The sequence below is a fragment of the Gordonia sp. NB41Y genome, assembly GCF_030718915.1.
In the GTDB taxonomy this organism is placed as follows: Bacteria; Actinomycetota; Actinomycetes; order Mycobacteriales; family Mycobacteriaceae; genus Gordonia; species Gordonia desulfuricans.
In genome coordinates, this window is sequence record NZ_CP132196.1 from 4,518,979 (window position 1) to 4,534,157 (window position 15,179).

Consider the following 15,179-nt stretch of genomic DNA (forward strand, 5'->3'; position numbering starts at 1 on the left):
TGTCGAAACCCGGTGAGACAGCGGTGTTCGCAACCACTTCCGACTCGAGAGTGATCAGTCGTGCGCCCGACCCGGCGTGTTCTCCCGCGCACGGAGCCGGGTCCCCGGGAGTTGCGGAGCCGGAAGATGTTGCACCTCACCGGTATAACCCTGAACCTGGCCGAACCGTTCGCTGTGGTCCATCCACTCCTCGCGGAACCGGACGATGTCGTCGTGGCTTCGTCCCAGGAAGTTCCACCACATGATGATGTCCTCGCCCAAGGGCAGGCCGCCGAGGACGATCACCCGGGCGGAATCGGAACCGGGGTTGACCAGCGTGAGCTGCTCGGCTCCCAGGCCGACATACCCCAGCTCGGTCCGTTCGATTGTGCGGGAGGCGGATTCGGCGATCGCCACGGTACCGGAATCGACCAGGAATCCGTGCTCGAAGTCGGCGCGAACATCGAGGACGGCCCGGCTCCCCGCCGGCAGATGCAGTTCTGCGCCCAGCAGTGGGGTGAATGTCGGCACCGGCGACGCCGATCCGAGCAGCTCGCCGAGGAAGACCCGGGCGGTGACCTCGCCGGCCGTGATCAGTGGTGGCGCGTAGTGGGCGAAACCGCGGGCGGTATCGGCCGCCGACGCGGGCAGGGCGATCCAGAGCTGCACCCCGTGCAGCACCGTGGTGTCGGGGGTGGAGACCTCGGTGTGGGCGATCCCGTGACCGGCGGTCATCAGGTTGAGCTCACCGGGGCGCACCATGGCATGGTTGCCCATCGTGTCCCGGTGCTCGATCTCGCCGGTGAAAAGCCAACTGGCCGTCTGTAAACCGGTGTGCGGATGTGGTGGTACGTCCATGCCGCCGGTGGCCGCGACGTCATCGGGTCCGAAGTGGTCGGCAAAGCACCAGGCCCCGATGAGCGAGCGATCCCGTTGCGGAAGGGTGCGATGCACCGTCATCGCGCGCGGGCCGCCCAGTGGCACGTCGCGTGCGGTGAGGATGTCCATCCGGATCGTTCCGGCCCCCTCCGCCGGTGCGGCGTCGGTGTGGCAGTGCACCTCGGCAGGTTCGGTCTCCAGATTGCTCATCGCGCACCACACTTTCACCGTCGGGCTGGACGTGTGGGCCCAGTCTACGGAGGTAGGGGTGGCGATGCCGTCAGGCCATCACACCACGGCGGCGTCGTCGAAGCTCATCGCCAGACGTTGTACCGAGGTGGTCATCAGTGCGTGCCGCCCCAGTTTCAGGGTGCGCAGTTCGTCGGCGATCTCGTGGTCGCCGAGCGTCAGCGTCGCCCCGCCGATCCGGGTGCGGGTGCCGGTGATCGACCGCAGCCGCCACGGCGTGCTGCGCAGCACGCCGTCGAGCTGGGAGTAGGCGTGCAGGGTGGTCTCGGCCGCCGACGACGGCACCGACAACCCGGGCTTGACCGTGAGATCGGCGATCAGGCTGCCGTCCTGGCTCACCCGGCCATGACGGGTGGGGGAGTCGTGGTCGACGTCGAAGTCGGCGAGGATCTTCGGGAATCCCCAGATACCGCGGCCGGCGGCCAGGGTGAACTCGCCGTCGACGGGCAGCCGGTGGATCAGGGCGCGGGCGTTCCCGGCGACGAGCCGTCGCAGTGCGGTGACCGGTGAGGCCGGCGCTGCCGGGTCGTCCACCAGGAAGCACACGCCGAACTCGTTGTACGGGCCGAGATCGCCGTCGACATAGTCGACGAAGACGAGCATGCACATCCCCCGTCCGGGCCGGATGCGCAGCGGGGTGGGGCGATGCCGACCGGTCCCGGCGGCGTCGATCGCCGCCTGCATGGCGGCGGCATCGGCGGTGAACCCGGCGACGAAGCATCGCGCCTCGCGGATCTCGACCGGCATGGTGACGGTGGTGCCGAGGACGTCGTGGCGGGCCGGGGTGCTCATCGGGCCTCCTGTGCAATCACCGGACTATTAGAACACGTTCTATTTCTGGCCCGGGTGGCTTTACCGAATCGATGAATCCATGGCCCGCGAAACCGCCATTCGAACGATTTCACCCCGGATTCGGCCGTGTGCTGAGGACTTCGTCGCACCACCGTGATACCCAACAGGGAGCAGGGCGAATGGTCGGTGATCGGGAAGTGGTGTCATGGCTGGACGGGTTCTACGAATCGGGATGGTCGACGACCATCGATCACCGATCTGGGGTGTCGAACGCATTCTCGAGGACCAGCTCGACCTCGAACTCGTACGCGCCGCGGCGACCGTGGACGAACTGCTCGCCGGGGGCGCGAATCTCGACATCGTGCTCCTCGATCTGCGTCTCGACGACGGCACCACCCCGCGCGAGAACGTCAACCGGCTGCGCGACGCGGGGATCGGGGCGGTGGTCTACACCTCCGGTGAGCATCCGGCGCTGCTGCGTTCGGCGGCCAAGGCCGGTGCGCTCGGCGTGGTCCTGAAGTCGGCCTCCGAAGACGAGATCCGCGCGGCCCTCCGCGCAGCCGGAGAGGGCACCGCGGTGCTGACCACCGAATGGGCCGCCGCCATCGACGGCGATCCGGAACTCGCCGCGGTCGACCTGAGTCCGCAGCTGCAGCGGGTCCTCGCGCTGTATGCCTCCGGGGAGACCTCGGCAAGCGTCGGGGAGGCCCTCGGGGTGACGGCCGAGACCGTCAACGAATACCTCAAACGCATCCGCCAGAAGTACGCCGACGCCGGACGCCCGACCCGCACCAAGATCGACCTGTACAAGCGGGCGATCGAGGACGGCTGGCTCCCGGTACCCGAACGCAACCAGTCCGGCGTCGAGGAGCGCGGCCGGCACGGGACCCAGGACACCGGATGGCCCTGACCTCGGTGGCCGTGGGGCGGCGAGAGGCGCGCATCCAGCGGCTGATGGCCCGGTTCGTCGGCGGCGGATTCATCGCCTATCTGCTGGTGTCGATCGGCGAGTTCGCGACCACCGCGGTCTTCGTCGCACCGTGGTTCACCCCGGTCGGCGCGATCATCGCCTTCACACCCGGGATCGTGTTGTTCGCCTACAGCTTTCGTGATCGACTCGACCAGCGGTTGCTCGCGGCGATCGCCTTGTCCACGACCATCGGATATCTGATCGCAAGCGGCCTGTGGTTCCTCGCCTGGGACGGTGTGTCCCGTGATCTCGACCGGGTGTCGTGGCTGATGAGCTTCGGCGGACTGCCCAGCCTCGCCACCGTTCTGGTGCGTCCGTTCCCGGTCGGCGCGGCGAGCCTGGTGGTGTGCATCTCGGTGTCGACCGTCTCGACCGGACTGGGGCGTGACGGCGAACTCGGGTGGGGCACCGCGACCCAGACGTTGTGGGGTATCGCCTACAGCTCGGTCTATCTGATCGCCGCCGCGATGGTGCGGCGCACCGGCCGCACCCTCGACCAGACGCGTGAGGCGGCACTCGCCGCGGCATCGGCGACCGCCGCGACCGCCGCCCGGGACATCGAACGCGCACGATTCGACGCGCTGGTGCACGACCATGTGATCGCCACCCTGCTGGCCGCAGAACCCGGCACCGTCGACTGCCGCCTGGCCGCCCAGGCCCGCCGCGCCCTCGACACGCTCGACGATCTGGCACAGTCGCCCGAGATCACCGACCTGTCCCGCGACGACGCGGCGGCCCGGCTGCGTGTCACCGTCGCCTCGGTCGACGACGCGGTCGCGGTGCGGATCACCGACCTCCCCGCCGACGGCGAGGTCCGCTACCCGGTGGAGGTGGTGGCCGCCATCAGCGAGGCCCTCGCCGAAGCCGTCCGCAACAGCGTCCGCCACGGCGGCCCGGAAGCCCAGAGCGCGGTGTTCGTCGAACTCGGTGCCGATCACATCCGCGCCGGCGCCGTCGACGACGGCGCCGGGTTCGATCCCGCCGCGGTCCCTCCCGAACGCCTCGGAATAGAGGTGAGCATCCGGCTGCGGATGGCATCGGTGGCCGGGGGCGGGGCGCGGGTGCGCAGCGAACCCGGCGACGGCACGACCGTCGGTGTCTGGTGGCAGCGGCCCGCGGAGGTGTGGGAGTGAGCGCCGGGACCGGTGGCCCGGACGAGGCATGTGGACGGCGGTGGCGCCGCCCGCGCAACGATGCCTCGACGATCATCGGAATGCAGTCGCCGGTGGCGTTCGGGGTGATCGTCTGGTTCGCCACCGCGGCGGTCGTGGCCTCCGGTTACGGCAGCGGTGGGGTTCTCGACTGGCCGGTCTTCGGTCTCGGTCTCGCGCTCTCGGTGCTCGGGGCGGTGGTGTTGCTGCTCGCGCCCCGGGATCCGCTCGCCGTAGGCGCGACCGTCGTCGTCGCCGGACTGCCGTCGGTGGCGGTGCCGCTGGTGATGATCTCGGTCGAGCCGCCACCGGCAATAGCGTTCGGGGTGGTCAGTGGATGTGTGTCGGCCACCCTGGCATTCCTGTGTGTCCGCGGGCGGGTGCTGGCCGCATGGATCGGATTCGTCGCCTCGGTCGTGGTGTCGGTGGTGGCCGGTCTCTTCCTCACCGGGACGCAGGCGTGGCTGAGTTCGGAGATCCCCGGTATCGCGGTGTTGCTGATGTCGACGCTGTTCGCGACGATCATCCGCCCGGCCGCCCGCGAGATCTATGCGTTGCGGGCCCAGACGCTGCGGGAGGTGACCGAGGAGGCCGCCACCCGTGCCACGCTCACCGAACGCGACGTACAACTGGCCCGGCTCGACGAGCAGGCGCGCGTCCTGCTCGAACGTATCGCGTCGTCGCAGGTGCTGACCGAGGCCGACACCCTCCGGGCCCGACTGCTCGAGCGGCGCCTGCGTGACGGGATCCGTGCCCCGTCGCTCGACGCCCCGGACGTGGTGGATGCCGTATGGGCGGCCCGCGAGCGTGGCGTCTCGGTGACCCTGCTCGACGACGCGGGTGACGCCGCGCGTCCCGAGGTGCTGGCCGGTGTCCGGGCGGTGGTGGTGGAGATCCTGTCCGGTCTGGACGCCGGTGCGGCGGTCACCGTCCGGGTGAGCCCGCCGGGGCGTGATCCGTTCGCCACGATCGTCATCCGTGAGGGGGACACCAAGAGACGAGTTGATTATCACGTCCTGAGGGACCATTCTGTGGCGACGGTCGGCCTCGGCGATGGCCCCAGAACTGGGGACACCCCCGCTGACGTGCGAAAATAGTTGAGGGTGCAAGTGTGGTCCCCCTTTAGGGGACTGTTGCAAGACTGAGCGGCACCTTAAAATAACCTGTGACGAACCCAGTCAGAAGGTGAGTGGTCGGCCCCGCGACCACCGGAACAGGAGGACTTACGGTGACGACCGCAAGTACCGATATCCCGGTTTCCCCCGCACGTGTGCCCGGACGGGCCCTACCCCAGTCGCGTCAGCCGATGCGCCAGCCGGTGACCCGCATCGCGGACTACCGTCGTCCCCACTATGAGCGCCCCATCCCCGGGCGGCCCGTCGCACCGGGCGTCGAGCGCCAGCAGCCGGTCGTGCCGACGGCACCGCCGCTGCGCAAACCGAAGCTCTCGCGCCGCGAGGTCGAGGTGCTGATGGCGTGGCTCGCAGCCGACTCCAAGGAGGAAGCCGCCGAGGCGCTGTTCATCGCGGCATCGACGGTCAGCACCCACCTGGCCCGCATCCGCGCCAAGTACACCGCAGTCGGGCGTCCCGCCCCCACCAAGACGCACCTGCTCGCGCGGGCGCTGCAGGACGGGATCACCCGCCTCGAGGACTGGTGAGCCGCTCGTCGACGAGCGCGTCCACCACAGGGTTGTCGGCCCCGACCGCACGGATCGGGTGACCGCCGACCAGCGGCACAGACGGCCGGGTCTCACCGAGACCCGGCCGTCGCTCTGTCTGCGGGCCATGGATCGGTGGCTTCTGTGTTCGGGGGTCGTGACGGGGCGAGAGCGCCCCGGCACCGGGTCCGGTCGTTCCGCAGGCGGCGTGACGTGCCGCCACCGCCGACAACGCCACGTCGATCAGCCGCCCGCCACCGCCGTCGAGGGCCTCCGCCACCAGCCGCGCCGACTCGATCCCGGTGAGCGGGTCGGCGATCGCATCGGCACAGAACACCGGGCCGCGCGGGGTGTGGCCGACCAGCCCACCGGCCACCGCCGCGTCGTCGCCGAAGCCGACCCACTGTGCCGCCTCGTTCTCGGCTCCATGTGCGGTGATCCGCAGCCACACCTGACCGGGACGCGGCGCCAGACCATCGGCGTCGAGCCCATACCGGGCCAGGGCCCGCGGGCGTGAGGCCTCGATGACGACGTCGGCGGCCTGCAGGAGCCGCGCCACCGCGGCGGGATCTCGCGAGAAGTCGGCCGCATAGGTGAGTTTCGGCCCGTTCATCCAGGTGAAGAACTCCGGATTCCCGCGCCGCGTACCGTCCGGGCGCGTCACGCCCTCCACCTTCACCACCGTCGCTCCGGCATCGGCGAGCAGCCGACCGCACAGCGGTCCCGCCCAGAGCGACGAGAGATCGGCCACGAGGAGATCGCCCATCGGGCGGTGCGCCCGTGTCGTGCCGCGGGATCGGATGGGGGTCGGGGCCGGGGTGACCTCACCGAGAACCGCCGCGGCCAGTCCGAGCAGTCGTGCTCGCGCCACGAACTCGGCGGCGTCTGACTCGGCGACCGCGGCCTCCACATGAGGCCAGACATCGGTGTTCTCGAGGGGATGCCGGAGAAGTGCCGGGATCAGATCGACGTCGTCGGGGCGGGGGAGCGACAGCGCACACCACGTGTCGCGGGCGGCGATCAGACGGGCGGCGCCACCCGCCGAGATCCGGCCGCCGCGCCGGAAACCGGTGAGTGCGGCTCGGCCGCTGAGGAATTCGGCGGCGTCGGGGTGCGATGCGCGCACGCCGGTGAGCGTGCGGAAACGGTCGAGGTTGGCCTGGGCGCGATCGAGCAGTGGGGCGCAGCTGTGATCGGGCGGGCCGTCGGGATCGCCGGTGAGGAAGGCCAGGCCGGACTGTTCCCACCGGTCACCGGTCATCGAGGTCTCCTTCGCCGTCGCCGATCACGCTACCGGTAGGTTGACCGGATGGATGCGGGTGTGGTGATCGAGCGGGCCGACCTCGGGCGCTCCGCCACGCTCGACATCCGGATCGCACGCGCACCGGGCGGCGACCGGGTCATCGACGCCGTCGGCGCCGGGATACGAAGGCCCGGTGACGAGGTCGTCGATGCGGCCGGAGCCGCGGTGATCCCCGCCTTCACCGACCACCACCTGCATCTGCATGCGATGGCGGCGGTGTCGACGTCGGTGCACTGCGGCCCGCCCACGGTCACCGACCGCACCGCGCTGGCCACCGCGCTGCACACCGCCCCTGCGGGACCCGACGGATGGGTGCGGGGTGTGGGATACGTCGAATCGGTGGCTGGTGACCTCACGACCACCGAACTCGACCGGATCGAACCGGGCCGGCCGGTTCGGATCCAGCACCGCAGCGGAGCGCTGTGGATGCTCAACACCGCCGCGCTGCGCGCCGCCGGGATCGTCGCGGGCAGCCATCCCGGGGTGGAGGTGGACGCCGAGGGTCTACCCACCGGCCGCGTGTGGCGCGCCGACGACTGGCTGCGATGGCGGCTCCCGCGGTCGGGGCCACCGGATCTCACCGATGTCGGACGGCGCCTGCACGACCTCGGGATCGTCGAATCCACCGATGCCACTCCAGATCTCGACGAGCACAGGCTCGGTGCGCTGATCCGGGCGGTCGACGACGGGCTGGTGACCGGCCGGCTGCACCTGCTCGGGGTTCCCGTCGGGCGCCGGCTGGATCATCCGCGGATCACGGTGGGGCCGTACAAGATCGTCATCGCCGACTCGGACCTCCCCGACCTCGACGATCTGGTCGCACGGATCGCCGCGGCACACGCCGACCATCGGTCGGTCGCGGTGCACTGCGTCAGTCGTGTCGCCTTCGCGCTGCTGCTCGCCGCCTGGGAGATCGCCGGGGTCAGGCCGGGAGACCGCATCGAGCACGCAGGCATGGTGCCCGCGGAAGGCGGCGAACTGCTGGCGCGACTCGGAGTCGTCGTCGTCACCCAGCCCGGCTTCCTCCCGCATCGCGGAGACGACTTCCTCGACGGCACACCGCAAGCCGAGCACGCAGATCTCTACCGCTGCGGGTCACTGATCCGTGCCGGGGTGCCCGTGGCCCTCAGCAGTGATGCACCCTATGGCCCGCTCGACCCATGGCAGACGATCGCCGCGGCCACCGAACGCCGGACCGCGAGCGGACGGGTCGTCGGCGACACCGGTGAGCGGATCGGCGTCGCGCAGGCCGTCGCCGCACACTGCACCCCCGCCGCCCGGCCCGACGGTCCGCCGCGGCGCGTACAGGTCGGCGATCCGGGTGACCTGCTGATCCTCGATCGCCCGTGGGCCGATGTCGTCGCCGCGCCCGGGGACGTCCGGGTGGATCGGGTGACAGCGACTCGTTGAGTCGGGATCACCCCTCGTCGGCGTCACCCGGCGTCGGTTGAGTCCGCTGTCGGTTGAGCACAGTGCCTGCAGGTCAGGCTGACCGCAGGGCACTTCCGGCGGTTCACCACTGACGTCATCGGGCGTTCACCCGGCGAGCGAGATGCCCACACCGGTGACGTAGGCACGATCAGCGAGGAGAACGATGTCTCCGGTCGGCACGGGGCTCAGCCCGCATCGTCGACCACATCATCCACGAGACCCCACTCCAACGCCGTCGACGCATCGATGGAGTGGCCGGACAGTACCAGGTAGGCGCTGCGCCAACGGCCGATCCGTCGGGAGATGCTGTACGTTCCACCCGCGCCGGGGACCAGTCCGACACTGAGTTCGGGAAGCCCGAGCCGTGCATCCCGGTGGGCGGTCACGCGTCCGCAGTAGGCCGCCATCTCCAGGCCGCTGCCGAGGACCTGGCCGTGCACGATGGCGCGGCAGCGGGAGCCGAGGCGCCCGCGGAGGGCGTCGAGCGCGAGTGCCGGACTGTGTCGTGTCCGGGCGAGGTGAGACGCTGCCGGATTCTCGAAGGCGCCGACTCGGCCAGATCGCCACCGCTGCAAAACGATCGCCCGGCGCCCCGGATCTCGACGTCGGTGATCGAGGTGTCGAGTTGTGCGACGGTGAGCGCCTCCAGTAGCCGGATACGCATGGCGTCGGTGAAGGCGTTGTGGCGGTACGGGCGGTTGAACAGGATGCGCAGTGCATCGCCGTCCCGCTCATAGACGACGGGTTCCTCAGGGTCGGTGGCGATCCGGGTCGGTCCGCGCTCGGCCATCCACTGCGCGAACTCGGGGCCGGACTGCAGCGTGGAATACGCCAACGACTCCGTCACCAGCGCCGGCCGGACATCACCGTCGGTGTTGACCACCCGGAACACGTCCGCGGTGGTCGCCGCGGTGATCGGCATCCGGGTACAGCCGGATTCGATCACGGCGAGGGAGTCGTCGATGGAGTCCACCCGAACACAACGGGGGTCATCGGTGGGCGATTCGGTGAGCGTGAAAGACGCCAGACCGAGCCAGTACGGCGAGGGCGGCCGGTCGGTGTCGGTGATGACCGCCACGATCGGTGGTGCCAGTGACGTGACCGGCGGCAACTCCGGATCGGGGGGTGAATGTGCGTCGACGACGTGGATCATGCCCGGCACCGGTCCCGTCCGGGAGACAAGGTCATGTCCGGATGGTAGTCGGACGCACGAGGGTGATCTGCAGATCGACGGCAGTGTGGCGCAAACGTCGGCCAAGGGCCTGCCGACGTCGAGGCACGGCATGGACGCGCACAGCCGCGGTGGGACGTCGTGGGAGCGATCTACCCCGCGGGACAGGGCAGTCCTCGGTGTGGAGCCTCCTCGAGGAGGTCACGCCGACCGCGGCGGTCGTCGCCGGCCGTCCACGCCGATCGTGGCGCTCTTTCATGCTGCGAGTCACGGGCGGTCGACCGCGAACACGGTTCGAACCTGACGAGAATTGGATTCTCATCGGCGGTGAGAGATCATCTTCGGAGCGCTCGGATACCGGCCGTCGGACCTGGATTTGGTTCCGACCTGCGGTTTCCCCTACACTTGACGGGTTGCCTGCGGTACGCGAGTACTGCGAATCGGCACACGAACCCACTGGGATGGCCCGCTACCTGCGGAAAGTCCAAGGCAGGCGTGTGCTCGGTGGCAACAGACCGTGTGCGCCTGGGTCGGAAATCCGGCGCACAGATGCGGTGGATCGTGCAAGCGGTCCGGCGCATCGACGACATCCAGGTCAAGGAGAGAATCGAGTGATTCAGCAGGAGTCTCGCCTGCGGGTCGCCGACAACACCGGGGCAAAGGAAATCCTTTGCATCCGCGTGCTGGGCGGCTCGTCTCGGCGCTACGCCAGCATTGGTGACGTCATCGTCGCCACCGTCAAGGACGCGATCCCTGGCGGCAACGTGAAGAAGGGCGAGGTCGTCAAGGCCGTCGTCGTGCGCACCACCAAGGAGCGCCGCCGCCCGGACGGAAGCTACATCCGCTTCGACGAGAACGCTGCCGTCATCCTCAAGGGTGAGAGCGATCCCCGCGGTACCCGCATCTTCGGCCCGGTCGGCCGTGAGCTGCGTGAGAAGAAGTTCATGAAGATCGTGTCGCTGGCACCGGAGGTGATCTGACATGAAGGTGCACAAGGGTGACACCGTGATCGTCATCTCGGGCAAGGACAAGGGCGCCAAGGGCAAGGTCATCCAGGCCTTCCCGAAGGAAGAGCGTGTTCTGGTCGAGGGCGTCAACCGCATCAAGAAGCACACCGCTGCCTCGGCCAACGAGCGTGGCGCATCCTCGGGCGGCATCGTGACCCAGGAGGCCTCCATCCACGTCTCGAACGTGATGGTCGTCGATTCCGAGGGCAACCCCACTCGCGTCGGCTACCGCGTCGACGAGGAGACCGGCAAGAAGGTCCGTATCTCGCGCAAGACCGGGAAGGACATCTGACATGACCAGTACCGAAAAGGTTCAGCCCCGGCTGAAGACTCGCTACCGCGCCGAGATCAAGGACGCGCTGAACACCGAGTTCGACTACGCCAACGTGATGCAGATCCCGGGCGTCGTCAAGGTCGTCGTGAACATGGGTGTCGGCGACGCCGCCCGTGACGCCAAGCTGATCAACGGTGCGGTCGCCGACCTCGCCCTGATCACCGGCCAGAAGCCCGAGATCCGTCGCGCCCGCAAGTCCATCGCACAGTTCAAGCTGCGTGAGGGCATGCCGATCGGCGCCCGCGTCACCCTGCGTGGCGACCGCATGTGGGAGTTCCTCGACCGCCTCGTGTCGATCGCCCTGCCGCGTATTCGCGACTTCCGTGGCCTGAGCGACCGTCAGTTCGACGGCAATGGCAACTACACCTTCGGCCTGAACGAGCAGTCGATGTTCCACGAGATCAACATCGACAACATCGACCGGCCGCGCGGTATGGACATCACTGTCGTGACCTCTGCCACCACGGACGACGAAGGCCGGGCGCTGCTGCGTCACCTGGGCTTCCCGTTCAAGGACAACAACAGCAAGGACAACTGACATGGCAAAGAAGGCTCTGGTCAACAAGGCCAACAAGAAGCCCAAGTTCGCCGTGCGGGGCTACACCCGGTGCAACAAGTGCGGTCGCCCCCACTCGGTGTACCGCAAGTTCGGCCTGTGCCGTGTGTGCCTTCGTGAGATGGCGCACGCCGGTGAGCTCCCGGGCGTGCAGAAGTCCAGCTGGTGACTTCGCGCCGCGTCTAGCGGCACACTGATCTGTGCGATCGGCCCCACCTCCCTCGGAGGTGGGGCCGATCGTGCTTTCGGTGTCCGGCAGTGATTCAGTGCTCGGTCAGCCAGTCGTCGATGAGGTCGGGGATGTCGGCGACCGATGCGTTCAGCGAGCGCTGATAGGCGCGGACGACGATCGGATCGGCCATCTTGCCGAAGATGCCGCCGAGGCCCTGCTCGCTGAGCACGTGATAACTGAACTCGGTGCCGGCCGAGGTCTCGGTGACCTCCGTGGTGATGGTGAACCGGAAGGGCGACTCGGTGGAGCGGAACTCGCTTCCCTTGTCGGCGTCGACGCGGACGTACTCGCCCTTCCATTTCATCGTGCGGCCGAGAATGCGGGTGGTGCCCTCCCATTTCGTGCCGACTGCGACCGGTCCGTCGGTCAGGGAGCGGAGTTCGATGGTGCCGGGGGTGAAGTGCATGACGTGGTCGGGCTGGATGCAGTACTCCCAGACGACGTCGACGGGGTGTGCGATGGTGACGGTGGAGCCGGCTTCGAGCATGATGAATCGCCTCGGATGCGAATCGATGACAGTGCGGGTTGCTGTGACATGGTGCGAAGCCCACGCTACGCTAGTCGGTTGCCGATGGGCAGGTTGATTATTTTGTGTAACAAAGACATTCGCTGTCAACTGGTTGGCCGATGCAATCGTGTCGGTGTCGGTGTCGGTGTCGGTGTCGGTCTCGGTCACGGTCACGACCGATCGGCAGGCTTGCGATGCCGAGGGGAGCGCGGATCCGATCGAGGTGGGTGTCGAGCGGGAAGTCGATCACCGGCAGTTGGAACAGCATTCGCACACCATCGTGCTCGGGCCGGCAGATTGCGACACCTGGTGGTGGGGGAGGGTACGGCGACGGGTGGGTGTCGGCGCCCCGTTGTCGCCGGACTATGACGGGCTGCATAGTATGGCCGCATGACGGTTATCGAGAGCGGAGTGCCCAGGGTGTCATTGGCCGAGGCCCTTGCGGACTTCCATCCGGACGCCGAGTTCGCGATCCCGCTGGGATGGACCCAGGGGCGCACGGCCTACGGGGGCCTCACCGCGGCGCTCGCGGTCGCGGCTGCCCAGCGAACCGACGGAGTCGTGCTCCCCCAGCTGCGTGCCGCGCAGTTCGCGTTCACGGCGCCCGCCGCCTCCTCGATGACCGTGAGTGCGCGCCGTCTACGCGAGGGTCGATCGGTGACGAGTGTGGGGGTCGAGACGCGCAGTGGCGATTCGATTGCTGCACACGCGACCCTGATCTTCTCCGCTCCGCGCGACAGCGCCGTCGAGCACGATCGGATCGCGCGGCCCGACGTCGCCGGCCCCGATGACTGCCCTGGCCTCGACGGATCGTCGTCGATGCAGCCGTCGTTCGCCGGCAACTTCGAACGCCGCGTGGCCGGTGGCGCGATGCCGGTGACAGGTACCGAAGTCCCCGAGATCATCTGGTGGGTACGCCACCGCGACGCCTCGGGGGTGGACCCGTCGGTCGCGCTCGTCGCACTCGGCGACAGTCTCCCGCCCGCGGCGATGACCGCGTTCTCGGATGTGGCGCCGATCAGTACGGTGCTGTGGTCGATCGACGTCTGCGACGAGATCGCCGATGCCGCCGGGTGGTTCTTGCTGCGCTCGTCGAGCATCGTGTCACGAGGCGGCTACTCCTATCAGTCGATGGAGGCGTGGGATGTGCAGGGGCGCCTGGTGATGACCGGAACCCAGACGGTCGCGATCTTCGCCTGAGCGGTCGCGCGCTCTCGCTCGCAGGCCGGCGTCGCCGCTGCGTCATCGCCGCCGATCCTCTGTCGCCCCGCCGCTGTGACGGCGAGAGCCGACGATCCACGCGATTGCCCCGGCTCGGTCGTGATCCGGGTTGACCAGTTCTTGACCGTTGCTTGTACCCAGACTTACTGGAGTGTTCTCACGGCTGATCCTCAGGCTGCACATAGGTTTTCGCGGTTGTGTGTGAGTCGCCGGCGCCGGCCGGGAACGAGTACGGGAAGAGGTCGAGAATGTCGAAGAGTTCGCGAAGTGTGAGGCGGCGGCTGACGGTCGCCGTCGCCGGACTGGCGATCGCAGGTGCGATCGGGGGCACCGGTATCGCCGGTGCCGCCCCCACGACTCCACCGGCGCCGCATCACGCCTACGGAACATCCTGCACGGTGGGGCAGGTGGAAAAGGCGCTCTCGGCGCAGGATCCGCATCTGTGGCAGCAGATCAACTCTCATCCGAAGCTCAAGAAGCACTTCGAGGAGATGCTCCTGTTGTCTCCCGCGCAACGAAAGGAGCTGCGGGACAAGGAGCGTCATGACCATCCGAACCGGTCGGCGGTGGTCGGGTTCCGACACGATCGTGGTGCCGGTGCGCAGCAGCGAAAGGCCACACACCAGGCCGTCGAGAAGGCACTGCACACCTGCAGCAGGTACTGACATCCTGCGGCGGGACATTCAGGTCGTGCGGACTCCGAACCACCGGACCGGACTCAACCGACGTGTGCGGTGTCGGTGTACGCGCCGGCCTCGATGTCCTCGATCAGGGTGCGTCCCACCGGGGTCCAGCCGAGCAGGTCCTGCGTCCGTGCACTCGACGCGGGTAGGTCCGCGCCGAACAGTGTGCCGATGAATCCGGCTTGTTCGGTGGCGTGTTCGGCGGTGACCGAGCGGCTGGGGACGCCGATGCTATGGCCGATCGCCTCGGCGATGGTCCGGGTGGGTATGCCCTCCTCGCCGACGGCCTGTATGACCGACCCGGCCGGTGCCTTCTCCAGCGCCAGCCGGGTCATGGTCGCGACATCGCTGCGATGCACTGCAGGCCAACGGTTCTCGCCGGTACCCACATATCCGGAATGGCCGGCCTGGCGTGCGACGTCGGTGAGTTGGGCGACGAATCCGTGATCGCCCGTGCCGTGCACGGTGGGGGCGAAGCGTAACGCCGCCGTCCGGACTCCGCGTTCGGCGGCGGGCAGGATCTGTGCCTCGACGCTTCCACGGGGGCTTGCCGCGCTGGTGTCGAGTTCGGTGGCGATCTTCGATCCGCCCAGCAACGGGATACCCGACGCGAACAGCAACGGTCGGTCGCTGCCGGCCAGCGTGTCGCAGAACATGTGCAGGACGGCCAGGTCGGTCTCGATCGAGGTGGCCATCCGGGTGAAGTCGTGGATGAAGGCGAGATGGACGACACCGTCGGCGGAGGCCGCGGCATGCCGGAGCACATCGAGATCGGCGAGACTGCCGCGCACGGCCTGTGCGCCGGTGGCGGTCAGTGCCCGGACGCCGGCGTCGGATCGGGCGAGTCCGACCACGTCATGGCCCGCATCGACGAGTTCTGGAACGACGGCCGAGCCGACCCAGCCGGTGGCGCCGGTGACGAATACGCGCATTGGTGACTCCTCTGTGGGAACGGGAACAGGATTGGTGCTGCGATCGTCGGTGATCGATCGGCAGCGCAGCGATGCTGCGATGTCAGTTTCTGACATCATCGACGGTAGCACCGATGTCAGA

At 68.5% G+C, this 15,179-nt stretch carries 17 protein-coding genes and 1 pseudogene; 12 read left to right on the forward strand and 6 right to left on the reverse strand.

Going from position 1 to position 15,179, the window contains the following annotated elements; translation table 11 throughout:
* Window positions 1-54: 54 nt before the first annotated feature.
* Window positions 55-1,068: a pirin family protein gene (locus tag Q9K23_RS19410; protein WP_053777907.1), complete on the reverse strand. Its 1,014-nt coding sequence runs from the start codon at window positions 1,066-1,068 to the stop codon at window positions 55-57.
* 78 nt (window positions 1,069-1,146) lie between these two features.
* On the reverse strand, window positions 1,147-1,899 hold the full coding sequence (locus tag Q9K23_RS19415; protein WP_020793526.1) for an acetoacetate decarboxylase family protein: 753 nt from the start codon (window positions 1,897-1,899) through the stop codon (window positions 1,147-1,149).
* Window positions 1,900-2,104: 205 nt separating this feature from the next.
* On the opposite strand from Q9K23_RS19415, the gene Q9K23_RS19420 reads away from it, so the two are divergent.
* The 4 genes from Q9K23_RS19420 (at window position 2,105) to Q9K23_RS19435 (ending at window position 5,680) form a co-directional block, all read left to right on the forward strand.
* The gene (locus Q9K23_RS19420) at window positions 2,105-2,809 is read left to right on the forward strand and encodes a response regulator transcription factor (protein ID WP_261978008.1); all 705 of its coding nucleotides are present in this window, start codon (window positions 2,105-2,107) and stop codon (window positions 2,807-2,809) included.
* Complete coding sequence (locus tag Q9K23_RS19425; protein WP_053777906.1) at window positions 2,800-4,002, forward strand: ATP-binding protein; 1,203 nt, start codon at window positions 2,800-2,802, stop codon at window positions 4,000-4,002. Before Q9K23_RS19420 ends, Q9K23_RS19425 begins: the two co-directional genes overlap by 10 nt.
* Window positions 3,999-5,117 carry a hypothetical protein gene (locus Q9K23_RS19430; RefSeq protein WP_053777905.1) on the forward strand — a complete coding sequence of 373 codons (1,119 nt, stop codon included), beginning with the start codon at window positions 3,999-4,001 and terminating at the stop codon, window positions 5,115-5,117. Before Q9K23_RS19425 ends, Q9K23_RS19430 begins: the two co-directional genes overlap by 4 nt.
* A gap of 131 nt (window positions 5,118-5,248) precedes the next feature.
* On the forward strand, window positions 5,249-5,680 hold the full coding sequence (locus Q9K23_RS19435; RefSeq protein ID WP_244882452.1) for a LuxR C-terminal-related transcriptional regulator: 432 nt from the start codon (window positions 5,249-5,251) through the stop codon (window positions 5,678-5,680).
* Here Q9K23_RS19435 and Q9K23_RS19440 read toward each other — a convergent pair.
* A complete protein-coding gene (locus Q9K23_RS19440; RefSeq protein ID WP_059035348.1) occupies window positions 5,658-6,941 on the reverse strand; it encodes a CoA transferase in 1,284 nt (427 codons plus the stop codon). The two genes, Q9K23_RS19435 and Q9K23_RS19440, sit on opposite strands and share 23 nt — an antisense overlap.
* Window positions 6,942-6,989: 48 nt before the next feature.
* Here Q9K23_RS19440 and Q9K23_RS19445 point away from each other — a divergent pair, with 48 nt between their 5' ends.
* On the forward strand, window positions 6,990-8,393 hold the full coding sequence (locus Q9K23_RS19445; protein ID WP_053777902.1) for an amidohydrolase family protein: 1,404 nt from the start codon (window positions 6,990-6,992) through the stop codon (window positions 8,391-8,393).
* A 206-nt stretch (window positions 8,394-8,599) separates the two neighbouring features.
* On the opposite strand, the pseudogene Q9K23_RS19450 reads toward Q9K23_RS19445, so the two are convergent.
* A pseudogene (locus Q9K23_RS19450) lies at window positions 8,600-9,567 on the reverse strand (enoyl-CoA hydratase/isomerase family protein).
* 629 nt (window positions 9,568-10,196) lie between these two features.
* Between Q9K23_RS19450 and rplN the strand changes: the two are divergent.
* The 4 genes from rplN to Q9K23_RS19470 are packed head-to-tail and all read left to right on the forward strand — an operon-like array spanning window position 10,197 to window position 11,651.
* The gene (rplN, locus tag Q9K23_RS19455) at window positions 10,197-10,565 is read left to right on the forward strand and encodes a 50S ribosomal protein L14 (RefSeq protein WP_053777901.1); all 369 of its coding nucleotides are present in this window, start codon (window positions 10,197-10,199) and stop codon (window positions 10,563-10,565) included.
* Window position 10,566: 1 nt separating this feature from the next.
* Window positions 10,567-10,884, forward strand: coding sequence for a 50S ribosomal protein L24 (rplX, locus tag Q9K23_RS19460; protein WP_020791091.1), 318 nt, complete (start codon window positions 10,567-10,569; stop codon window positions 10,882-10,884).
* Window position 10,885: 1 nt separating this feature from the next.
* Window positions 10,886-11,464 (forward strand): 50S ribosomal protein L5, encoded by a 579-nt coding sequence (gene rplE, locus Q9K23_RS19465; protein ID WP_020791088.1) that lies wholly within the window; start codon window positions 10,886-10,888, stop codon window positions 11,462-11,464.
* A 1-nt stretch (window position 11,465) separates the two neighbouring features.
* Entirely contained in the window at window positions 11,466-11,651 is a 186-nt protein-coding gene (locus Q9K23_RS19470) for a type Z 30S ribosomal protein S14 (RefSeq protein WP_020791084.1), read from the forward strand.
* A 94-nt stretch (window positions 11,652-11,745) separates the two neighbouring features.
* Here the strand turns inward: Q9K23_RS19470 and Q9K23_RS19475 are convergent, their stop codons facing one another.
* The gene (locus Q9K23_RS19475; RefSeq protein ID WP_020791081.1) at window positions 11,746-12,201 is read right to left on the reverse strand and encodes an SRPBCC family protein; all 456 of its coding nucleotides are present in this window, start codon (window positions 12,199-12,201) and stop codon (window positions 11,746-11,748) included.
* Between the two features lie 148 nt (window positions 12,202-12,349).
* Between Q9K23_RS19475 and Q9K23_RS19480 the strand changes: the two genes are divergently transcribed.
* From Q9K23_RS19480 to Q9K23_RS19490, 3 genes are all read left to right on the forward strand, one after another.
* A complete protein-coding gene (locus tag Q9K23_RS19480; RefSeq protein WP_020791089.1) occupies window positions 12,350-12,616 on the forward strand; it encodes a hypothetical protein in 267 nt (88 codons plus the stop codon).
* Entirely contained in the window at window positions 12,613-13,422 is an 810-nt protein-coding gene (locus tag Q9K23_RS19485; protein WP_053777900.1) for a thioesterase family protein, read from the forward strand. Before Q9K23_RS19480 ends, Q9K23_RS19485 begins: the two co-directional genes overlap by 4 nt.
* Window positions 13,423-13,712: 290 nt before the next feature.
* A complete protein-coding gene (locus tag Q9K23_RS19490; RefSeq protein ID WP_244882454.1) occupies window positions 13,713-14,108 on the forward strand; it encodes a hemophore-related protein in 396 nt (131 codons plus the stop codon).
* Between the two features lie 53 nt (window positions 14,109-14,161).
* Here Q9K23_RS19490 and Q9K23_RS19495 read toward each other — a convergent pair whose 3' ends face one another.
* Window positions 14,162-15,058 (reverse strand): SDR family oxidoreductase, encoded by an 897-nt coding sequence (locus Q9K23_RS19495; RefSeq protein ID WP_053777898.1) that lies wholly within the window; start codon window positions 15,056-15,058, stop codon window positions 14,162-14,164.
* Window positions 15,059-15,179: the final 121 nt, after the last annotated feature.